Source organism: Streptomyces sp. NPDC001406 (genome assembly GCF_042895285.1).
GTDB lineage: Bacteria > Actinomycetota > Actinomycetes > Streptomycetales > Streptomycetaceae > Streptomyces.
Genome location: NZ_JBIAWG010000007.1, coordinates 1 through 21677, shown reverse-complemented (window position 1 = coordinate 21677; position 21677 = coordinate 1). Strand labels below are relative to the sequence as shown.

The 21677-nt window shown below is 72.6% G+C and carries 18 protein-coding genes and 1 rRNA gene; 6 read left to right on the top strand and 13 right to left on the bottom strand.

The annotated features are described in order from the left end of the window. Positions 1–48: 48 nt before the first annotated feature. Positions 49–1737, bottom strand: a complete 1689-nt coding sequence (locus tag ACFY1J_RS17905) for a CTP synthase (protein ID WP_363296941.1) — start codon at positions 1735–1737, stop codon at positions 49–51. Between the two features lie 509 nt (positions 1738–2246). Here ACFY1J_RS17905 and ACFY1J_RS17900 point away from each other — a divergent pair. The 3 genes from ACFY1J_RS17900 to ACFY1J_RS17890 all read left to right on the top strand — a co-directional run bounded on the left by ACFY1J_RS17900 (position 2247) and on the right by ACFY1J_RS17890 (position 7676). After that, positions 2247–4049, top strand: coding sequence for a glycoside hydrolase family 15 protein (locus ACFY1J_RS17900; protein WP_390712271.1), 1803 nt, complete (start codon positions 2247–2249; stop codon positions 4047–4049). A gap of 433 nt (positions 4050–4482) precedes the next feature. Continuing rightward, positions 4483–5826 carry an FAD-binding oxidoreductase gene (locus ACFY1J_RS17895; RefSeq protein ID WP_390731505.1) on the top strand — a complete coding sequence of 448 codons (1344 nt, stop codon included), beginning with the start codon at positions 4483–4485 and terminating at the stop codon, positions 5824–5826. Between the two features lie 194 nt (positions 5827–6020). Further along, a complete protein-coding gene (locus tag ACFY1J_RS17890) occupies positions 6021–7676 on the top strand; it encodes a PucR family transcriptional regulator (protein WP_390731504.1) in 1656 nt (551 codons plus the stop codon). On the opposite strand, the gene ACFY1J_RS17885 is transcribed toward ACFY1J_RS17890, so the two are convergent. The 6 genes from ACFY1J_RS17885 to ACFY1J_RS17860 form a co-directional block, all read right to left on the bottom strand. Next, positions 7673–8809, bottom strand: coding sequence for a glycosyltransferase family 4 protein (locus tag ACFY1J_RS17885; protein WP_390731503.1), 1137 nt, complete (start codon positions 8807–8809; stop codon positions 7673–7675). The genes ACFY1J_RS17890 and ACFY1J_RS17885 overlap by 4 nt on opposite strands. Before the next feature lie 271 nt (positions 8810–9080). Then, on the bottom strand, positions 9081–9836 hold the full coding sequence (locus ACFY1J_RS17880) for a hypothetical protein (protein WP_390712174.1): 756 nt from the start codon (positions 9834–9836) through the stop codon (positions 9081–9083). A gap of 25 nt (positions 9837–9861) precedes the next feature. After that, positions 9862–11604, bottom strand: coding sequence for a DNA repair protein RecN (gene recN, locus ACFY1J_RS17875; RefSeq protein ID WP_390712173.1), 1743 nt, complete (start codon positions 11602–11604; stop codon positions 9862–9864). A gap of 97 nt (positions 11605–11701) precedes the next feature. Continuing rightward, positions 11702–12607: an NAD kinase gene (locus ACFY1J_RS17870; RefSeq protein WP_363296544.1), complete on the bottom strand. Its 906-nt coding sequence runs from the start codon at positions 12605–12607 to the stop codon at positions 11702–11704. After that, on the bottom strand, positions 12604–13419 hold the full coding sequence (locus tag ACFY1J_RS17865) for a TlyA family RNA methyltransferase (protein ID WP_363296543.1): 816 nt from the start codon (positions 13417–13419) through the stop codon (positions 12604–12606). Before ACFY1J_RS17865 ends, ACFY1J_RS17870 begins: the two co-directional genes overlap by 4 nt. A 7-nt stretch (positions 13420–13426) precedes the next feature. Continuing rightward, positions 13427–13720: a hypothetical protein gene (locus tag ACFY1J_RS17860; protein ID WP_390712172.1), complete on the bottom strand. Its 294-nt coding sequence runs from the start codon at positions 13718–13720 to the stop codon at positions 13427–13429. 42 nt (positions 13721–13762) lie between these two features. Here ACFY1J_RS17860 and ACFY1J_RS17855 point away from each other — a divergent pair, with 42 nt between their 5' ends. After that, positions 13763–14110 (top strand): sterol-binding protein, encoded by a 348-nt coding sequence (locus ACFY1J_RS17855; RefSeq protein ID WP_390712171.1) that lies wholly within the window; start codon positions 13763–13765, stop codon positions 14108–14110. On the opposite strand, the gene ACFY1J_RS17850 is transcribed toward ACFY1J_RS17855, so the two are convergent. The 4 genes from ACFY1J_RS17850 to ACFY1J_RS17835 form a co-directional block, all read right to left on the bottom strand. Beyond that, entirely contained in the window at positions 14094–14954 is an 861-nt protein-coding gene (locus ACFY1J_RS17850; protein WP_390712170.1) for an ABC transporter ATP-binding protein, read from the bottom strand. The genes ACFY1J_RS17855 and ACFY1J_RS17850 overlap by 17 nt on opposite strands. After that, positions 14951–16006: a FecCD family ABC transporter permease gene (locus ACFY1J_RS17845; RefSeq protein ID WP_390712169.1), complete on the bottom strand. Its 1056-nt coding sequence runs from the start codon at positions 16004–16006 to the stop codon at positions 14951–14953. The genes ACFY1J_RS17850 and ACFY1J_RS17845 overlap by 4 nt, the downstream gene beginning before the upstream one ends. Next, on the bottom strand, positions 16003–17046 hold the full coding sequence (locus ACFY1J_RS17840) for a FecCD family ABC transporter permease (RefSeq protein WP_390712168.1): 1044 nt from the start codon (positions 17044–17046) through the stop codon (positions 16003–16005). Before ACFY1J_RS17840 ends, ACFY1J_RS17845 begins: the two co-directional genes overlap by 4 nt. A gap of 93 nt (positions 17047–17139) precedes the next feature. Beyond that, positions 17140–18171 (bottom strand): HAD hydrolase-like protein, encoded by a 1032-nt coding sequence (locus ACFY1J_RS17835; RefSeq protein WP_390712167.1) that lies wholly within the window; start codon positions 18169–18171, stop codon positions 17140–17142. A gap of 73 nt (positions 18172–18244) precedes the next feature. Between ACFY1J_RS17835 and ACFY1J_RS17830 the strand changes: the two genes are divergently transcribed. After that, positions 18245–19528: a DUF1015 domain-containing protein gene (locus tag ACFY1J_RS17830; RefSeq protein ID WP_390731502.1), complete on the top strand. Its 1284-nt coding sequence runs from the start codon at positions 18245–18247 to the stop codon at positions 19526–19528. 65 nt (positions 19529–19593) lie between these two features. Here the strand turns inward: ACFY1J_RS17830 and ACFY1J_RS17825 are convergent, their stop codons facing one another. Continuing rightward, entirely contained in the window at positions 19594–20367 is a 774-nt protein-coding gene (locus tag ACFY1J_RS17825) for a tetratricopeptide repeat protein (protein ID WP_390731598.1), read from the bottom strand. Here ACFY1J_RS17825 and ACFY1J_RS17820 point away from each other — a divergent pair. After that, positions 20356–21528: a hypothetical protein gene (locus ACFY1J_RS17820; protein ID WP_390731603.1), complete on the top strand. Its 1173-nt coding sequence runs from the start codon at positions 20356–20358 to the stop codon at positions 21526–21528. The two genes, ACFY1J_RS17825 and ACFY1J_RS17820, sit on opposite strands and share 12 nt — an antisense overlap. Before the next feature lie 57 nt (positions 21529–21585). On the opposite strand, the gene rrf is transcribed toward ACFY1J_RS17820, so the two are convergent. After that, positions 21586–21677, bottom strand: a 5S ribosomal RNA gene (rrf, locus tag ACFY1J_RS17815); the annotation flags it as partial.

The following is a 21677-nucleotide window of genomic DNA, read 5'->3' as shown; positions in this document are numbered from 1 at the left end:
TGCTCACCTTTTGAAGGTATGCACCCCGGCAACCGTACAACTGGTGTGTTACTTCGAATTCTCCTGCGCGCCCGCTGCCTGCTGACGCTCGACAGCCGCCTTCACGAGCCCGGCGAACAGCGGGTGCGGACGGGTCGGACGCGAGCGCAGCTCCGGGTGCGCCTGCGTGGCGACCAGGTAGGGGTGGACATCGCGCGGGTACTCGACGTACTCGACGAGCTTGCCGTCCGGGGAGGTGCCCGAGAAGAGGATGCCGGCCTTCTTCTCCAGCTCCGCGCGGTAGGCGTTGTTCACCTCGTAGCGGTGCCGGTGCCGCTCCTCGACGTACTCCTTGCCGTCGTACACCTCGCGCACGATGGAGCCCTCGGCCAGCTTGGCCGGGTACATGCCCAGCCGCATCGTTCCGCCCATGTCGCCCTCACCGGCGACGATGTCCAGCTGCTCGGCCATGGTCGAGATGACCGGGTGGCCGGTGGCGGCGTCGAACTCGGTGGAGTTGGCGTCCGGGATGTCGGCCAGGTTGCGCGCGGCCTCGATCACGATGCACTGCAGGCCCAGACAGAGACCGAGCAGCGGGATCCTGTTCTCGCGGGCGTAGCGGATGGCGCCGACCTTGCCGAGCACACCGCGGTCGCCGAAGCCGCCCGGGATGCAGATGCCGTCCACGTCGCCCAGCTGCGCCTTGGCCCCCGCCGGGGTCTTGCAGTCGTCCGAGGTGACCCACTTGATCTTGACGCGGGCCTTGTTGGCGAAGCCGCCGGCGCGCAGCGCCTCGGTGACCGAGAGATAGGCGTCGGGCAGGTCGATGTACTTGCCGACCAGGGCGAGGGTGATCTCGTGGTCGGGGTTGTGGACGCGGTCGAGCAGGTCGTCCCAGGTCGTCCAGTCCACGTCACGGAAGGGCAGGTCGAGCTTGCGGACGACGTAGGCGTCCAGGCCCTCGCCGTGCACTGTCTTCGGGATGTCGTAGATCGAGCGGGCGTCGGGGCAGGCGACCACGGCGGCCTCGTCGACGTCGCACATCAGCGAGATCTTGCGCTTGATCGCGGTGGGCACCTCGCGGTCGCAGCGCAGCACGATCGCGTCCGGCTGGATACCGATGTTCCGCAGGGCCGCAACCGAGTGCTGGGTCGGCTTCGTCTTCAGCTCTCCCGAAGGGCCGATGTACGGCAGGAGCGAGATATGGACGACGAAGACGTTGTCACGGCCGACCTCGTGCCGGACCTGGCGGACCGTCTCCAGGAACGGCAGCGACTCGATGTCGCCGACCGTGCCGCCGACCTCGGTGATCACGACGTCCACCTCGTCGGTGGCCATGCGGCGGATGCGGTGCTTGATCTCGTTGGTGATGTGCGGGATGACCTGCACCGTGTCGCCCAGGTACTCACCGCGCCGCTCCTTGGCGATGACGGTCGAGTACACCTGGCCTGTAGTGACGTTGGCGGAGCCGTCCAAGTCGCGGTCGAGGAAGCGCTCGTAGTGTCCGATGTCCAGGTCGGTCTCGGCGCCGTCGTTGGTGACGAACACCTCACCGTGCTGGAACGGGTTCATCGTGCCCGGGTCGACGTTCAGGTACGGGTCGAGCTTCTGCATCACGACGCGCAGTCCCCGGGCCTTGAGCAGCATGCCGAGGCTGGAGGCCGTGAGGCCCTTGCCGAGAGAGGAGGCGACACCCCCGGTGACGAAGATGTGCTTGGTCGTCGTGGCTGTGACGTGTCGAAAAGCCGTGGGCGGCATGGCCAAGAGGGGGCTCCCGTGGTCGCGATCTGTGGTGCGGTACGACTCCCCGCCCGGAGGTTTCCGGGGGTGCCGTCGCTGCGGTTCGGGGGTTTCTTGCCCACCGGTCCACGGGCTACCAGGGTATCAGCGCCGCGAGGAGATGGCTTCCGGCCACGCTCCGCGCACGGGCCGACACGGGCGCGCGCACCTTACGGTGTTCTCACCCTGTGCTCACTCGTTCGGCCCACACGGGTTGCCGGGAGCGGCACGCAGATCATCTACGTGCGTCGTATCCTGCTCGGACACTCGCTGCCGAGCCCGGCCGGAAGAAGACGGCACACCCCCGCTCGTACCAACCGGAACAACGAGAGCTCGGCAGTTCGTTGAGCTATGACTGTCGTTTTGCCTCTGGGCGGGGCGGCTGCTTTGCTTCACCGCTCAACGACGCACAACAACGACCCCTTGACCGCACTAGCGAAAGCCCCCTTTTCCCTGGGGGCGACGTGGCCGTTCGACTGGAGTTGCACGTGGCCGGGCGCATCGAAGACTACGCACTCATCGGAGACATGCAGACCGCGGCGCTGGTCTGCCGGGACGGCACAGTCGACTGGCTGTGCCTGCCCCGCTTCGACTCGCACGCCATCTTCGCCGGTCTGCTGGGCACCGAGGAGCACGGATTCTGGCGGCTCGGACCCGCCCACGCGGCCGACTCGGAGCCGCCCACGGCGGCGCGGCGCACCTACCGGGGCGACTCGCTGATCCTGGAGTCGGAGTGGGACACCCCGCGCGGCACGGTGCGCGTGACCGACTTCATGCCGCCGCGTGACGGTGCCCCGCAGCTGATCCGGATCGTCGAGGGCGTCACCGGCCGGGTGCCGATGCGCTCGGCGCTGCGGATGCGGTTCTCGTACGGGCGGGTCGTGCCGTGGGTGCACAAGCACGAGGGCCGGACGGTGGCGGTCGCCGGTCCCGACTCGGTGTGGTTCGACACCGAGGCCGAGACCTACGGAAAGTCGCTGACCACCTACGCCGACTTCACGGTGGCCCCGGGTGACCGGATCGCGTTCACGATCTCGTGGCAGCCCTCGCACAAGGAGCCGCCGCCGCTGCCGGAGCCGGAGACCTCGCTGGAGGCGACCGAGGAGTTCTGGCGCGAGTGGGTCGAGCACTGTACGTACCACGGCCCGTACCGCGAGGCGGTGATCCGCTCCCTGATCACCCTCAAGGCGCTGACGTACGCCCCGACCGGCGGCATCGTCGCCGCGCCCACCACCTCCCTGCCCGAGGACATCGGCGGCGTCCGCAACTGGGACTACCGCTACACCTGGCTGCGCGACGCGGCGATCACCCTGTCCTCGCTGCTGCGCACCGGCTATCGCGAGGAGGCCCGCGCCTGGCGTGAGTGGCTGCTGCGGGCGGTGGCCGGCGACCCGGAGAACCTGCAGATCATGTACGGCATCGCGGGCGAGCGCGAGCTGGGCGAGGCCGAGCTGGACTGGCTGCCCGGCTACGAGAACTCGGCCCCGGTCCGGGTCGGCAACGGCGCCGCGCACCAGCTCCAGCTGGATGTGTACGGCGAGGTCACCGAGGCCCTGCACCTGGCCCATATGACCGGGCTCGCCCGCAACGACTACGCCTCCCTCCTCCAGCTGAAGCTGATCCGCTACCTGGAGGACCACTGGGACGAGCCGGACGAGGGCATCTGGGAGGTGCGCGGTCCGCGTCGGCACTTCGTGCACTCCAAGGTCATGGCCTGGGTCGCGGTGGACCGCACCATCAAGCTGATCGAGTCCGGTGACGCGGACGGCCCGCTGGAGCGGTGGCGCGAGCTGCGCGACGACATCCACCGGGACGTGTGCGAGAAGGGCTACGACAAGGAGCGCAACACCTTCACGCAGTCGTACGGCTCCAAGGAGCTGGACGCCTCGCTCCTGCTGATCCCGCAGATGGGCTTCCTGCCGCCGGACGACAAGCGCGTGATCGGCACCATCGAGGCGATCCAGCGCGAGCTGTCCACGCCGGACGGCTTCATCCTGCGCTACCCGACGGAGGGCGAGCACGAGGGCGTCGACGGTCTTCCCGGCGACGAGGGCGCCTTCCTCGCATGCTCGTTCTGGATGGCGGACGACCTCGCGATGATCGGCCGCGTGGACGAGGCCCGCAAGCTGTTCGAGAAGCTGCTGTCACTGCGCAACGACCTGGGCCTGCTCGCGGAGGAATGGGACCCGGGCCGCCAACGCCAGGTCGGCAACTTCCCCCAGGCCTTCAGCCACGTCCCCCTGATCGACACGGCACTCCGCCTGACGGCCTCCGGCGCATACGGCGGCTGAGCCCTCCGGGGGTTCGGCGGAGAGGGCGGGGTTGGCTGAGTGCTCCGAGGGGCGCGGCCGAATGAGCGGAGTCGGCTGGACGCTCCAGGGGCGCGGTGGATGAGTGGGGTCATGGCTGAGCGGGCCTGGGGCACGGCCGACTGGGGTGGGTCGGCTGAGTTCTCCCGGGGCCACAGTCGACTGAGCGGGGTCGGCCGGGCGTGCTCGGGTGAGTGCGCCGGGCTGGGCGTTGTCGTCCGGTGAATGCGGCCGGCTCGCTCGGCCTGGTCGGGTGAGTGGGGCGGCAGCCCGGGACTGGCCCGGTGTTGCCGGGGAGCACTGGGCGCTCGGCATGGGCTCGGGCTCGGCCGGAGCGTGGTCGGCGGGCGCGACCCGGTGGGGGTGCCCGCCTAGGCTGGAAGGGACGGACCGGCCCTCTTCGGAAGGGGGCGGCATGGCTTCCCTCTCCAAGGCGCGCGCGGCCCTGGTCGCGCTGCGCGAGGATCTGGTCGGCGAGGTGTTCGCCCCCGGGGATCCGGGCTACGACGAGGCCCGGACCGTGTTCAGCGGGATGATCGAACTGCGCCCCGCCGTGATCGCGCGGTGCGCGGACGAGGGCGACGTCGTCCGCGCCGTGCGCTTCGCGAGGGACCTGGACCTGCGCATCGCCGTGCGCGGCGGCGGCCACGGCCTGGCCGGCACGGCCCCGACCGAGGGCGCGCTCCTGGTGGATCTGCGCCGGATGCACGAGGTGACCGTCGATCCGGCCGGGGAGGCCGCACGGGTCGAGGGCGGCGCCACGATGGGCCGGCTGCACCGGGCCACGCGGCCCTACGGCCTGGCCGCCAACGGCACCGCGGCCGCGGCCGTCGGCGTCGCCGGGTTCGTCCTGGGCGGTGGCACCGGACTGCTGGACCGGGCCTTCGGCCTCGCGGTGGACAGCCTGATCGCCGTCGAGCTGGTCACCGCCGGCGCCGAACGCATCCATGCCAGCCCCGACGAGAACCCGGAGCTGTTCTGGGCGCTGCACGGCGGCGGCGGCAACTTCGGCATCGCCACCGCGCTGACCCTGGAGCTGCACGAGCTGCCGGAGTTCTCCGTCGCGCTGCTGCTGTACCGCCCCGAGTTCGGCCGCGAGCTGGTCCGTACCTTTCGCGAGATCATCCGAACGGGACCCGGCCAGGTGAGCGGAGCCGTGACGTATCCGGCCTCGGGCAGGCCGGTGTACGGCGCGCTGCTGACGTACGCGGGCGGCGAGGCGGACTTGCGCAAGGTGGCCGAGCCCCTGCTGGCACTGCCGTACGAGGCGATGCTCCCGGGCGCCGAGGCACTGCGCCTGCTGGACTGTTTCCCCGGACTGCGCGCCCACTGGTCCGCCGAGTGCCTGACCGATCTGCCAGACGCACTGGTGGACGCCTTCTGCGCCCGCGCGGAGGCCGTTCCGGTGCCCGTGCCCAGCGGGTCCCGGTACACGCTCTTCCCGGGTGGTGGCGCCGCCGCCACCGGACCTGCCCGGTACCCGGTTCCGTACCGGGACGCGTCCTGGACGGCGCACCCCTTCGCCCGCTGGGCCGACCCGGCCGATGACGAGCGGGCCCTCGCCTGGGTACGGGACGCCCGCGCCGACGTCCGTCCCTGGACCACCGGTGCCGTCTGCCTCGGCCTCGTCGGGGACGAGGGCCCCGAGCGGGTCGGCGCGGGGCTGGGCGCCGGGAACCTGCTGCGGCTGGAGAAGGTGAAGCGGACGTACGACCCCGACAACGTCTTCCGCTGCAACCACAACATCCGGCCCGTCTAGGGCCTGTCGCGAAAGTCCCGTCGTCCGCCCGAAGGGCGGGCCCGGCGGCGTCATGGGGGGTCCCCCCTGCTCGAGCGCAGCCGAGAGCTCGGGGGAGCGTGCCGGGCGTCTACGGGCAGGCGGGACTGTCGCGACAGGCCCTGGCCTGCCGCCGGAGCTGACGCCATGGCGTTCTCGCAGGTAGCGTCCGCTGCATGGACAGCGGTACGGACAGCAGAGCGGGCAGCGGATTCGACACGCAGGGCGCGGGGATCACCGTTCAGCGGGCGCTGGAGCTGCCCGGGCTGCGCAGTGGGCTCCCGGAGATCATCGCGGGCGCCGACCGGCTGGGGCGCACCGTGCGCTGGGTGCACGCGGGCGAGGTGCCCAACATCGCCTCGCTGCTGAAGGGCGGCGAGCTGCTGCTCACCACCGGCTACGGCCTGGGCACCCGCCCGGCCGACCAGCGGGCGTTCGTGCGCACCCTCGCGGAACGTGGCATCGCGGCCCTGGTCGTGGAGCTCGGCCCGCGCTTCACCCGGCTGCCCGCCGCCCTCGTCGACACCGCGAGGACGGCCGGTCTGCCGCTCGTCCAGCTGCACCGCGAGGTGCCGTTCGTGACGGTCACCGAGGAGATCCACACCGAGATCGTCAACGGTCACTACGCGCTGCTCCAGCGGGCCGAGGAGGTGCACCGCCGCTGCACCGAGGCCCTGCTGGGCGGCGGCGGGGTGCCGCAGGTACTGGGCATCCTGGCGGACTTCAGCGGCAACCCGGTGTTCCTGGAGACGACCGACGGCCAGCTCCTGTACGCCGCCGGGGCCGGGCCCGAGGGTGCGGATCCGCTGCAGGTGTGGGAGGGGCTGCGCGGCCAGCACAAGGACGCGCCGCCGTCGGCCGGTTCGGTGCTGGTGGACGTGCCGGGCGGCGGGCCGGGCACGGGGTCGGTGCGCGCCCGGCTGGTGCTGCTGCCGGTGCGGAATCCGCTGGCTCCCGTGCACCGGATCGCCGCCGAGCGGGCCGCCGGCATCCTGGCCGTCGTGCTGATGCAGGCCCGCCAGGAGGAGGAGCTCGCGGCACGTGGGCGCGGCGACTTCCTGACCGACCTCGCCGAGGGGCGCATCGCGGCCGAGGACGCGCCCGCGCAGGCCCGGGTGCTGGGCTTCAAGCCGGGCAACAGCCCGCTGCTGCCGGTGGTGATGCGGCTGGGCGACGCCCTCGCCCCCGGAGGGGGCTGGGCGGTCCTGGCGCGCGCGGTCGCGGAGGAGCTGGCCTCGGTGGGGGTGCCGGTCCTGCTGGGCGTGCGGCCCGTGGAGGGGCGGGTGCCGCTGCTGCTCGGGCTGCGGTCGGAGTCGGAGCGGTCGGCCGTGGCCGACCGGGTCGCGGCGGCGCTGCGGGCCGGGGTGGAGCGGGCCGGGATGCAGCGGCCGGGAGCGCAGCCGCCCGTCGTGGTCGTCGGGGTGGCCGGCGGCTGGGCCGCGGCGTCGGCCGGGCTGCGGCACGCGGCGGAGACGGCGACGGCGGCGCAGGGCCTGTCGGACCGCCCCTGGTACGACGCGCGCCGCCTCGACATCGACCTCCTGCTGTGGCGGCTGCGCGACCACCCGGACCTGGCGGCCTTCGTGGACCGCGCCATCGGCCCGCTGCGGGACCACGACAACCGCTCCAAGCCGCCACTGCTGCCCACGCTGGAGACCTATCTGGCCCACGCGGGCCGCAAGGCCGAGACGGCCCGCGAGCTGCACCTCAACCGGCAGACGCTCTACAACCGGCTCGCCCGCATCGGGGAGTTGCTGGGCACGGACCTCGACGACCCGCAGACGGTACTGGCGTTGAGCCTGGCCCTGCGCGCCCGTCGGCACGTGCCCTAGGAGAAGGTGCGCGGCTGGGTCAACTCGTCGTAAACGCTGAGGACTTGGGCCACGGTCTCGTCCTCGGTCGGCCAGCCGGCCGCCTGCCGTACACCTCTGTCTCTGAGCAGTTCGCAGCGCGCGGGATCGCCGAGCAGTCGTACGACGGCTCCGGCGAGCGCCGCCGGGTCGCCGTACGGGACGAGTTCGGCCGCGTCGCCGACGAGGTCCGGGATGCCGCCGACGGCGGTCGCGACGAGCGGCACGCGCGCGTGCAGGGCTTCCTGGGCGAGGACGGAGCGGGGCTCCCACCTGCTGGTCAGCAGCGCGAGATCGGCGGCGTCGAGCAGCTCGCGCGCGTCTTCGCGCCGCCCGATGAGCCGGACCGGAAGTTCCTCGTCCTCGATCCGCCGCTGCAGCTCCGGGCGCAGCGGTCCCTCCCCCGCGATCACGAGCAGCGGCGGAGGGTCGAGGCGGCGCCAGGCGCGGGCCGCGTCCAGCAGGACGTCATAGCCGCGGTGCCGGTCGAGGGAGCCGACCGCGATGAGCAACGGGCGTCCGGTGGCGCCGAGTTCGGCCCGCACCTTGGGGGGTTGCCGGTCGGGGTCGTCCACCTCGGCGGGCGGGCGCGGGCCGGGCAGCGCGACGGCGGCGAGCCGGGCGTCCCGGGCGCCGGTGCGGCGTGCCCGGTCCACCAGGTCCGAGGTGGTGCCGAGCACCACGGCCGCCGTCCGCACGACCCGCCGCTCCAGCAGCCGCAGCAGATGCCCGCGGGCCCCCTCGGCGTGCGCCCGGTTGTGCCAGGTGACGACCAGTGGGGTGTCCCGGCCGCTGAGCGCGAGCACGGTACGGAAGGAGGCGTGCAGTCCGTGCGCATGCACCAGGTCGGCATCCGCGCAGACCGCTCGCAGCGCGGCGACGGAGCCCGGGTCGCTGCTGCGCGGGATGTGGACGTGCTCGGCGCCGACACCGGTGAAGTCATAGGCGCGGTCGGCCTCGGCGGGGGCGCACACCGTGACGCGCACGCCCCGGGCGACGAGCCCGGCGGCCAGGGAACGCACGTGCGCGCTGCTGCCGGCGTTGCCTCCGCCCAGCACCTGCACGGTGCGCAGCGGCGACTGACCGTGCGGCGAGTTGCTGCTCACGTGGCTCACGTGGCCGGGGCTCCTGGTTCGGCGTCGGGCGGTCACGAAGAAACGTACAGAAGGTATCGGCGAGGGGATGACCCCGCGCGCGCCTCCTACGCGTACCGCGTTCCCTGCCAAGGATGCCAGGACTGAGGGGTGTTCCGGGAACTGGGCGGAGGCGCACGGTGCTCGGCCCCGCCTCGCCTCGCGGGGATCGCGTCACCCACACGGGTGTCGAAAATCCCGGACCGGCCGAACACCCCGGAGTGTCTGTACGAAGGTCAGACCCCGTGACCCGTCACAGCGAACGGGCCAACTCGCTCACCCGGTCGCCGCACACGGCCGCGGCCACCACCGCGACGGCGTGCGCGAGCAGTCCGGCGCGCTCGTTGCCCGCGACGATGGCAGTGCCGAGAGACGCGCCCAGGGCGTGCGCCCCCGTGTCACCGATCATCACGCGCTCACCGAGATCCTCGGGCAGCACGGCCGCCGCGGCCCCCATCGCGACCGCGGCCAGCTCGGCCCCCGGTCCCTTCCGCAGCAGGCCCGGCGCCCCGAGCGCGAGCACGGCGCCTGCGGCCCGACCGGGCCGTACGTCCACGAGGTTGACGAAGTGGGCGGCGCCGGCGATCACCACCCCCGCGAGCACCTGGTCGAGGAACCGCTCCTTCAACACCGCCCCCGCGACCAGCCCGGCGGCCGAGACACCGACCAACTTGACCGCGCCGCTGGTGACTTCGCCCTCGCGCAGCGCGGCCAGATGCGCCCGGAAGCCGCGCCGTGGGTCACCGGCCCCGGCCAAGTCGTCGTAGGCCCCGCACGCCCCGGAGGCCAGCACCGCGAACCCGGCGGCGGGGTGCGTGCGCCAGGCCGCCACCGCGGTGGCCCCGGCGGACGCGGCGCCCGCGTACAGCCCGACGGTCCGCCCCGCGTGGTTCTTCCGCTCCCAACGCTCCCGTCCGCCCGGCGCCTTGGCGCGCAGAGCGGCGGCCGCGGCGGCGGTGAGCGCGGCGGCAAGTACGAACGAGCCGGTCCTTCGAGTACGGGTGATCATCCGGCCAGCCTAGAAGGCGGCCCTCCTAGCCGTCCGCGCGGGCCGCGGCGAGCAGCTCCTCGGCGTGTGCCCGGGCCGTCTGCGAGTCCTCCTGACCCGCGAGCATCCGGGACAGTTCACGGACCCGCTCCTCGCCCTCGAGGACCTTCACGCCGGAGCGGGTGACCGACCCGTCGTTGGTCTTCTCCACGAGCAGCTGCCGGTCCGCGAACGCGGCGACCTGGGGCAGGTGGGTGACCACGACGACCTGCGCGGTCTTCGCCAGCCGTGCCAGCCGCCGGCCGATCTCGACGGCGGCCTTGCCGCCGACACCGGCGTCGACCTCGTCGAAGAGATACGTCGGCACCGGGTCGGTCCCCGCGAACACGACCTCCACGGCGAGCATCACGCGCGAGAGCTCACCGCCGGACGCGCCCTTGGCGATGGGCCGCGGCGGCGCGCCCGGATGCGGCGCGAGCAGCAGCTCGACCTCGTCTGCGCCAAACGGGCCGTAGGCGACCGTGCGCCCGCCGACCTCGACGCCCTCGGGGTCCTCGGTCTGCCGGATGTCGAAGGACACGCGCGCGTGCGGCATCGCGAGGGAGGCCAGTTCGGCGGTCACGGCGGCGGCGAACCGCTCGGCGGCCTCCGTGCGCGCGTCCGTCAGCGCCTGGGCGAGACCGCTCAGCTCGGTACGGAGCGCGTCCCGTTCGGCGGTCAGCTCGCCGATCCGCCCGTCGTCGCCGTCGAGTTCGGTCAGCCGCGCGGCGCCCTGCTCGGCCCAGGCCAGTACGGCGTTGATGTCCTCGCCGTACTTGCGGGTGAGCGCGGTGAGCGCGGCCCGCCGCTCCTCCACGGCCGCCAGTCGCAGCGGATCGGCGTCCAGGTCGTCGGCGTACCCGGCGAGCTCGCCCGCCACGTCGCCGAGCAGGATCCCGATCTCGCCGATGCGGTCGGCGAGCGAGGCCAGTGCCGGGTCGTGGGAGCGCACGGCCTCCAGGGCCCGGTGCGCGCCCGCCACGAGCGTCGAAGCATCGATGCCCTCGGGGTCCTCGGGGTTGCCGGCGAGAGCGGCGTGCGCGGCGGTCGCGGCGGACGACAGCGCCTCCGCGTGGCCGAGCCGCTCGGCCTCCTCGGCCAGCTCCACGTCCTCGCCGGCCCGCGGCTCGACGCCGACGACCTCGTCGAGCCCGTACCGCAGGATGTCGGCTTCCTGCGCCCGCTCACGCGCGCGCGTGACGATATCCTCCAGCTCGGCGGAGACGGCACGCAGCCGCCGGTAGGCCTCCGTGTACTTGGCCAGCGGCCCGGCGACCGTCTCGCCCGCGTACCGGTCGAGGGCCTGCCGCTGCCGGGACAGCTTGAGCAGACCCTGCTGGTCGGTCTGCCCGTGCACGGCGACCAGTTCGTCGGCGAGTTCGGCGAGCACCCCCACGGGCACGCTGCGCCCGCCCAGATGGGCCCGTGACCGTCCCTCGGCGGAAACGGTACGGCTGATCAGCAGCGCCCCGTCGTCCAGCTCGGCACCGGCCTCCTCCGCCCGTACGACCACGGCGGCACCCGAGGGCACGGTGATCCGCCCCTCGACGACCGCCTTGCCCGCGCCGATCCGTACGAGCGCCGGGTCCGCGCGCCCGCCCAGCAACAGCCCCAGGCTGGTGACCACCATGGTCTTGCCCGCACCCGTCTCACCGGTGACGGCGGTGAACCCGGGCGACAGCTCGACGACGGCATCGTCGATGACTCCGAGCGACCGTATCCGCATCTCTTCCAGCACGCACAAGACCATACGAGGTCGGGGCGGGGAAGTGCGACGGCCCCCGCCCCCATCGTGTGAAGGTGCAGGTGACGATTGCGCATCGAGCACCCGATGTCACCCGCGCGAGCTAGTGAGGCGCGCCCCGCCACCCGGAGACCGGCAGCGCGAACTTCGCCACCAGCCGGTCCGTGAACGAGGCGTGGTGCAGCCGGGCCAGTCGCACCGGCACCGCTCCCCGCCGCACCTCGACCCGCGCTCCCGGCGGCAGCTCGACGGTGCGCCGGCCGTCGCACCACAGCACGCCCGGCGGAATGTGCGGCAGCACCTCCACGGCGAGCACCGACTCCGGCGAGGTGACGAGCGGCTTCGCGAACAGCGCGTGGGCCGAGATCGGCACCATCAGCAGCGCCTCGACCTCGGGCCACACCACGGGCCCGCCCGCGGAGAAGGCGTAGGCCGTCGACCCGGTCGGCGTCGACAGCACGATCCCGTCGCACCCGAAGCCCGTCACCGGCCGTCCGTCGATCTCCAGCACGACTTCGAGGAGCTTCTCGGCGCCCGCCTTCTGCACGGCCGCCTCGTTCAGCGCCCAGTCGGTGTGCACGATGTCGCCGTTGCGGTGCACGACCACATCGACGGTCATCCGCTCCTCGACCTCGTAGGCCTTGCTCACCACCCGGTCGACGACCTTGTCGAGGTCGTCGCGCTCGGCCTCCGCGAGGAACCCGACGCTGCCGAGGTTGACGCCGAGCATCGGCACGCCGGACGCGCGGGCGAACTCGGCGCCGCGCAGCAGCGTGCCGTCACCGCCGAGCACGATCAGCAGCTCGCAGCCGTCGAGGCTCTGCGGAGTCGCCTCCTCGACGAGCTCCACCTCCTCGGGCAGCGGCAGATCGCGCGCCTCGTACTCCAGGACCCGTACGCCGACGCCGGACCGCAGCAGCCCCTTGACCACGAGCTCGGCGCTGCGGATCGCCGCGGGCCGCCCGGTGTGGGCGAGCAGGAAAACAGTACGAGCTCGGTTCTGTGTCAACGCGGCCCCTCCGCCACTGCACGGTCAACATCGGCCGGGTCCAGTTCCGGTGCTCCGGCCCGCAGCCACAGAAAGTATTCGACATTGCCGGACGGTCCGGGCAGTGGACTGGCGGTGACCCCCCGCACACCGAGCCCCAGTTCCCACGCCTTGTCGGCCACGCCCCGTACGGCCTCCGCCCGCAGCTGCGGACTCCGTACGACTCCCCCGCTCCCCAGCCTTTCCTTCCCCACCTCGAACTGCGGCTTGACCATCATCACCAGGTCGGCGTCCGGCTGCACGCACCGCTTCAGGGCGGGCAGCACCAGGCCGAGCGGGATGAAGGACAGATCACCCACGACAAGATCCACAGGTTCCCCATCGATCGCTTCAAGCGTCAACTCGCGTACGTTCGTACGGTCCTTGACGGTGACGCGTTCATCATTCTGGAGAGACCAGGCGAGTTGGCCGTAACCGACGTCGACGGCGACGACATGCGCGGCGCCCGCCCGCAGCAGGACGTCGGTGAAGCCGCCGGTGGACGCGCCGGCGTCCAGCGCCCGCCGCCCCTGGACGACGAGCCCCTGGGGCACGAAGGCCGCAAGCGCGCCGGCCAGCTTGTGGCCGCCCCGGGACACATAGTCCGGGTCGCTGTCGTCGTCCCGGACCAGGATCGCGGCGGCGGTCTCCACCTGTGTGGCCGGTTTCGTCGCGACGGTCTTGCCGACGGTGACCCGTCCGGCGGCGATCAGCTGGCTGGCGTGCTCGCGCGAGCGCGCGAGCTTCCGGCGGACCAGCTCCGCGTCCAGACGACGGCGTGCGACTCCTGCCACGTTCGGTTCAGCTCCTGCTCTGGAATGACGACGGGGGCGCCGGAGGTCCCGGGCGGGCATCGAGCGCGGTGAGCGCGTCGCGCAGCCCCCGATGTACATCCTCGTACACCTCGATGTGACCGTCGGTGGCGAGGTGGTCCGCGTCGGCCAGCCGCTCCAGCCGGTCGTCGACCTCGGCGCTGCCGGTGGGGGTGCGCGGGACCTCCAGCGGGGCGGGCGCGGCGGGGTCGTACTCGGCGTCGTACTCGGGTTCGACCACCGCTTCCTGCGGGCCCTCGGTCTCCGGCGCTGCGTCGTTCATGCCCAGACGCTACCTCGAACCACTGAGGTAACGTCGATCGCGATGGCCACGATCGAGGAGTGCCGCGACGCACTCGAAAAGCTTTCGGACAACATGGAGGACGCCGAGGGCGGCGTCCGCGAGGCCGCCGCCCTGGACCGCTCGGTGAGCTGCTACGTCACCGACCTGGACGTCACCTTCCTCGGCCGGATGACCGACGGCCGGATCGTGGTCGACGAGACCCTTCCGGGACCGCCGCCCAGGAAGACCCAGATCCGGCTCACCATGGCCGGCGACGACATGGTGGCCCTGGTCGACGGCGGACTGAACTTCGCCAAGGCCTGGGGCTCGGGCCGGGTGAGGCTGGAGGCGAGCCTGCTCGACCTGTTCCGCCTCAGGAAGCTTCTGTAGCGGCGACCTTCGCTCCCGCGCGGGCCCCGCGCGCCGCTGGCACCACCAGGGGCGTGCCCGTCTCCGGGTCGTCGATGACCTGGCAGCGCAGTCCGAAGACCTCCTCGACCAGCTCCGCGGTGACGATGTCGTTCGGGGCGCCCTCGGCGATGACCCGGCCGCTCCTGAGCGCGATCAGATGCGTGGCGTAACGGGCCGCGTGATTGAGGTCGTGGAGCACGGCGACCAGCGTCCGCCCCTGCTCCTCGTGCAGTTCCGCGCACAGGTCGAGGACGTCGATCTGGTGCTGGATGTCCAGATAGGTGGTCGGCTCGTCGAGGAGCAGCAGCGGGGTCTGCTGGGCGAGCGCCATGGCGATCCAGACGCGCTGGCGCTGACCGCCGGACAGCTCGTCGACGTACCGGTCGGCGAGTTCGGCGACCCCCGTCCGGGCCATCGCCTCCTGGACGACCCGCTCGTCCTCGGCGGACCACTGGCGCAGGAGGCCCTGGTGCGGATAACGGCCGCGGCCCACCAGGTCGCCGACGGTGATCCCGTCGGGCGCGATGGACGACTGCGGCAGCAGACCGAGCGTCCGCGCGACCTTCTTCGCGGGCATCGAGTGGATGACCTGCCCGTCGAGCAGCACCCGGCCCCGGCTGGGCTTCAGCATCCGGGACAGCGCCCGCAGAAGCGTCGACTTGCCGCACGCGTTCGGGCCGACGATCACCGTGAAGGAGTTGTCGGGGATCTCCACCGACAACTGCTCGGCGATGACGCGCTGGTCGTAGGCGAGGGTGACGTCCTCGGCGGACAGGCGGTTCACAGTGCTCCTTCGGTTGTTCGACGCGCCGGTCGCGGTCATATCCGGCCTGCCTTGCGCTCGGTGACAAGGAGCCAGAGCAGATAGACACCGCCCAGGACACCGGTGACCACGCCCACGGGCAGCTGGTCGGCGCCGAAGACGCGCTGCGCGGCCCAGTCGGCGCTGACCAGCAGGGCGGCGCCCATGCACAGGGAGGGCACCAGGTTCGGGCCCGGCGAGCGGGTCAGGCGCCGGGCGAGCTGCGGCGCGGTGAGCGCCACGAAGCTGACGGGGCCCGCGGCGGCGGTGGCGGCCGCGGTGAGCAGGACGGCCGAGACCAGCATCAGCAGCCGTACGCGCTCCACGGGCACCCCGAGGGCGTACGCGACGTCGTCGCCCATCTCCAGCATCCTGAGGCCGCGCGCGTTCGCGAGGACGAGCGGTACGAGGACGGCGCACAGCGCGAGCAGCGGGCGGACCTGGCTCCAGTCGCGGCCGTTGAGGGACCCCGTCATCCACACGACCGCGCGGGCCGCGTCGACGAGGTCGGCCTTGGTGAGCAGATAGCCGTTGACGGCGGTGACGACGGCGGAGACGCCGATGCCGACCAGGACCAGCCGGTACCCGTGCACGCCCTGCTTCCAGGCGAGCAGATAGATGGCGAGCCCGGTGACCAGGCCGCCGATGAGGGCGCCGACGGTGACCTCGTCGGCGGAGCCGGACGTCAGCACGATCACGACGAGCGCGCCGGCCGTCGAGCCCTGGGAGAGACCGAGCACGTCGGGGCTGCCCAGCGGATTGCGCGAGACGGACTGGAACAGGGCGCCGCCGAGGCCCAGCGAGGCGCCGACCAGGAGGCCGACCAGGACACGCGGCAGCCGCAGCTCGTTGACGATGAAGTCCTGGAACGCCGTGCCGTTCCCGGCCAGCGTCCTGAGGACGTCGGCGGCCGGGATCTCGGCGTCGCCGGTGCCGATCAGCAGCACGCTCGCGGTGAGCGCGGCCACCAGCAGCAGGACGACGACGATCAGCGTGCGGACGTCCAGCCGGACGGAGAGCCCGCCGGGCGTGCGCAGGGCGCGGCCCGCGCGGCTCGTCTGGGGGGTCTTCACAGCTGCGCCGTCCTCCGCCGTCGTACGAGAAAGATGAAGACCGGACCGCCGAGGATCGCGGTGACGATGCCGACCTGGAGTTCGGAGGGCCGGGCGACGATCCGGCCGATGACGTCGGCGCCGAGCAGCAGCACCGGCGACAGGACGGTCGCGTAGGGCAGGATCCAGCGCAGGTCGGGGCCGGTGAAGGAGCGCACGACGTGCGGGACCATCAGGCCGACGAACACGATGGGCCCGCAGGCCGCGGTCGCGGCGCCGGACAGCACGGTGGCGGCGAGCATCGCCAGGGCCCGGGTGCGGTTGAGGTCGGCGCCGAGGGCGCGGGCGGTGTCGTCGCCCATCGCCACGGCGTTCAGCGGCCGGGCGAGCCCGAGCGCGAGGAGGGTGCCGACCGCGAGGAACGGCAGCACCTGCAGGATGGTCGAGTCGGTCGCCGAGGCCAGTGAACCGACCGTCCAGAAGCGCATCTTGCCCAGCGCCGCGTCGTCCATGATCATCACGGCCTGGAGATAGCCGTACAGCGCGGCGCTGACGGCCGTACCGGCGAGCGCGAGGCGCACCGGTGTGGCGCCCCGGCTGCCGCCGAGGAACCAGACCAGCGCGCCGACCGCCGCCGCGCCGGCGAACGCGAACCACACGTACCCGCTCAGGCTCGTGACGCCGAAGTAGGTGATGGCGGTGACGACGGCGGCGGAGGCACCCGCGTTGATGCCGAGCAGCCCGGGGTCGGCCAGCGGATTGCGTGTGAGCGCCTGCAGCACCGCGCCCGAGAGGCCGAGCGCGGCGCCGGCGAGCAGACCGAGGACGGTGCGCGACAGCCGCTCGTCGACGACGACGTCGCCGTATGTCGCCGAGTCGTGGAACAGGCCGTGCCAGACCTGGTCCAGCGGGAGCGCCTTCGCGCCGATCGCGATGCTCGCCAGGGCGACGAGCACCAGGATCGCCACGGCGGCGACGAGCCCAACGGCCCGTATCGCCCGGCGGGTTGGGGGCGCGGGGGCGGTCTCCGCGCGCTGTTCGGGAGGACTGTCGACCAACACGAGGTTAGGTTAGCCTACCCTCGCATGCGACCTCGATGCCGAGGCGGGGGCGCACAGGTTCACGCGCCCCGCGGGCTCACCCACCCACGGCACTCAGAGCCCGAGCCGCGCCAGCGCCTTCCCTCCGTCCAGCTCGCACGAGCCCTCTCCGGCCGCCGTCCAGGCCGCCGCGCACAGGGCCCGCAGACCGTCGAGCGCCTCGCCGTCGCCCTCCAGCTCCAGCCTGCCCACGCTCCCCGCGGTGGCCGTCCAGCCGCCGCACCGGAAGCCTTCACCCTCCCGGGTGATCTCCGGCTGACCGGTGAGCAGCCCGCGCAGATCGGCGTCGACGTACGTCGGCCGGTGCTGCGGCGGCGCGGCGAGCAGCTGGGCGCCGTCGGTGACGCCGGTCAGCACGAGCAGCGAGTCGACCTCGCCGTTGAACGCGCCCTCGATGTCCGTGTCCAGCCGGTCCCCGACCACCAGCGGCCGCTTCGCACCCGTCCGCAGGACCGTCTCCCGGTGCATGGGCGGCAACGGCTTGCCCGCCACCTGCGGCTCGGCCCCCGTGGTGATCCGTACGACCTCCACCGCCGCGCCGTTGCCCGGCGCGATCCCGCGCCCGCTCGGGATCGTCAGATCGGTGTTCGAGACGAACCACGGCACCCCGCGCGCGACCGCGTACGACGCCTCGGCGAACCGTCCCCAGGTCAGGTCGGGGCCGCCGTAGCCCTGCACCACCGCCGCCGGGTCGTCGTCCGCCGACTCCACCGGATCGAGACCGCGCTCGCGCAGCGCCACCCGCAGGCCCTCACCGCCGATCACCAGCACCCGCGCCCCCGCCGGCACCTGCTCGCTGATCAGCCGCGCCACCGCCTGCGCGGAGGTGATGACATCACCGGCGCCCGTCGGTATCCCCAGCTCGCTCAGATGCTCGGCCACCGCGTCCGGAGTCCGCAGCGCGTTGTTGGTGACGTACGCCAGATGCATGCCTCCCGCACGCGCGACGGCCAGCGACTCGACCGCGTGCACGATCGCGTTCCCGCCCGCGTACACCACCCCGTCGAGATCGAGCAGCGCCGTGTCGTACGCCTCGCTCAGGGGCCGGCCACTGTCCTCGGGCCTCGTCCTGACGCCCTGGCTCATTCCACATCGCTCCTCGTTCGCTCGCTCACCCACCGATCATCCCGCATGCCACCGACACACGTACGATGCCGGGATGAACACTGCAGGTCACTCGGAAGCAACGGCGCGCCGAGGCCTGGAACTGACCCCGTTCCGAGGCCTTCGCTACGACCCCGACCGGGTCGGCAGCCTGGCCGCCGTGACATCCCCGCCCTACGACGTCGTCGTCCGCCCCGACGGCCTGCACCACCTCCAATCGGCCGATCCGTACAACATCGTCCGGCTGATCCTTCCGCAGGCCGGCACCCCCAGCGCAGGCAACGAGCAGGCGGCCGACACCCTGCGCCGCTGGCTGGACGAGGGCGTCCTGACCACCGACCCCGAGCCGGGCCTGTACATCTACGAGCAGAGCGACGGCAACGGCATGCTGCAACGCGGCATCATCGGCGCCCTGCGCGTCTCGGAGCCCGAGGAGGGCGTGGTCCTGCCGCACGAGGACGTCATGCCGCCCATCGTCGCCGACCGCGCCGCCCTGATGCGCGCCACCTCGGCGAACCTGGAGCCCCTGCTCCTGACCTACCGCGGCAACGGCTTCGCGTCCGACGTCGTCGAACGCACCGCCGAACAGCCCCCGCTGCTCTCGACGACCACCGAGGACGGCTTCCACCATTGCCTGTGGTCGGTCACCGACCCCGCCGAAGTGGCCCTCGTCCAGTCGGACCTGTCCCAGCGTCAGGCCCTGATCGCCGACGGACACCACCGCTGGGCCACATATCTGCGTCTACGCGCGGAGCATCCCTCTCCCAGCCCCTGGGACTACGGCCTGGTCCTGCTGGTGGACACCGTCCGCTATCCGCTCCGCGTGCGGGCCATCCACCGACTGTTGCACGCCCTGCCGGTCGCGGACGCGCTCGTGTCCCTGGACGGCCTGTTCCGGGTACGGCACCTCGACGTGCCGTTGCCCGAAGCCCTGGAGGTCCTGGCGGACGCGGCCTGCGCCGGCAACGCCTTCCTGCTGGCCGGCGACGGCGCCTTCCATCTGATCGACCACCCGGACCCGGATCTCCTGACCCGCACGGTCCCCGCCGACCGTCCCGCGGCCTGGCGCACCCTGGACGCCACGGTCCTGCACGCGGCGCTCCTCGAACACGTCTGGCACATCCCCGAGGACTCCTCCGCGCACATCGCCTACATCCACGACGCGGCCGCCACGGTCGAGAAGGCGGAGCGCAACGGCGGCACGGCGGTCCTGCTGCACCCGGTCCGCGAGGAGGTCGTACTCGACCTGGCCCGCGAGGGCGTCACGATGCCCCGCAAGTCGACGTCGTTCGGCCCGAAGCCGGCGTCGGGGCTTGTGCTGCGCGCGCTGGACCTCTGACACGAAGAGGGCGGGATCCCGGTTGCCCGGGATCCCGCCCTCTCTCACTCTCTCACCGACGGACGTCAGTCCTTGTCGCCGTCCTCCTCGGAGGCGTCCTGGGACTCGGCGTCGCCGTCACTGTCGCTGTCGCTGTCGTGCTCGCCGTCGTTCTCGCCCTCGTCCAAGGCGTCGACGAACTCCACACCGTCCATCTCGGCCAGCCGGTCGGAGGCATCCGTGCTGCCGTCGCGGTCCGCCTCGACGGCCTTCGCGAACCACTCACGGGCCTCGCTGTCACGCCCGGCGGCCAGCAGGGCGTCGGCGTAGGCGTAGCGCAGGCGAGCGGTCCAGGGCTGCACGGAGCTGGAGGCCAGCTCGGGGCTCTGCAGCGTCACGATCGCCGCATCCAGCTGCCCCATGTCACGCCGGGCGCCGGCGGCGACGAGCCGCATCTCGACCTGACCGGCCTTGTCCAGCTTGTGCACCTCGGCGGCGCCCGCCATGTCCAGCGCCTTCTCCGGCCGCCCGAGCCCACGCTCGCAGTCGGCCATGACCGGCCACAGCTCCATGTTGCCGGTCATACGCCGCGCGGCCCGGAACTCGGCGAGCGCCTCGCTGTACTTCTGGTTCGCGTACGCGGCGAACCCGGCCGCCTCGCGGACGGCGGCGACGCGCGACGCCAGGCGCAGGGCCACCTTGGAGTACCCGTACGCGCGCTCGGGGTCCTCGTCGATGAGCCGCGCGACCATCACCAGGTTCTTGGCGACGTCCTCCGCGAGCGTCTTCGGGAGGCTCAGCAGTTCCTGCCGTACGTCCTTGTCGATCTCGTCGCCCGTGACGTCCTCGTGGATCGGCAGCCGCTTGATCGGCTCACGGTCACGGTCCCGCTCGCGCTCCTCACGGAAACGGCCGCCACCACCGCGCCGGTCGTCACCGGGCCGGCCACGGAAGCCACCGGGGCGCCCGCCGCGGTCGTCACGACGGCCACCGCCGTATCCGCCGCGGTCGCCGCCGTATCCGCCGCGGTCGTCACGGCGGAAGCCGCCACGCTCGCCGCGGTCGGTGCGCTCGGCACGGTCACCACGGTCGTCACGGCGGGCGTATCCGCCGCGGTCACCGCCGCGGTCGTCACGCCGGAAACCGCCACGCTCGCCGCGGTCCTCACCGCGACGGTCGTCCCGGCGCTCGTCGCGACGGCCGTAGCCACCGCGGTCGCCACGGTCGTCCCGACGCGGCCCACCGGAACGGTCGTCACGGCGGTACGCGGGACGAGGCCCACGGTCGCCGTCCCGCCGATCGCCACGGTCGTCACGGCGGTAACCGCCCCGGTCACCGTCACGGCGGTCATCGCGGCGATCGTCACGACGGTCATCACGGCGGTCATCGCGGCGATCGTCACGGCGGTCATCACGGCGGTCATCACGGCGGTCGTCACGGCGGTCGTCACGACGACCATAGCCACCGCGATGGTCGTCACGGCGGTAGCCGCCGCGGTCGTCGTCCCGGCGCTCGCCACGGTCATCACGGCGGTCATCGCGGCGGTAGGAGGGACGATCGCCGCGGTCACCGCGGTCGTCACGACGGAAGCCACGGTCACGGTCGTCCCGACGCGGCCCACCGGAACGGTCGTCGCGGCGGTACGCGGGACGAGGCCCACGGTCGCCGTCCCGACGGTCGTCCCGCCGGTCATCGCGGCGGTCGTCACGACGGCCGTAGCCACCACGGCTGTCGTCGCGACGGAAGCCACCGCGGTCACCACGGTCGTCACCGCGGCGGTCGTCCCTGCGGTCGTCACCACGGCGGTCGTCACCACGGCGGTCGTCGCGACGGCCGTAGCCACCACGGTCGTTGTCCCGGCGGTAGCCACCGCGGTCGCCACGGTCACCGCGGTCGCCTCGGTACCCGCCACGGTCACTGCGGTCACCACTGTCCCGTCGCCGTTGGTCGCGCTCCGGTCGGTCGTCGGGAGAGTTGGTGGACATGGTGACTCCTGTCTTCGGTACTGCAAGTCATTCTAAAAACAAAAGGACCCCTGGTCCCAGCTGAACGCTGGGACCAGGGGTCCTCCAAAGATTGTTCGGCGGTGTCCTACTCTCCCACAGGGTCCCCCCTGCAGTACCATCGGCGCTGTGAGGCTTAGCTTCCGGGTTCGGAATGTAACCGGGCG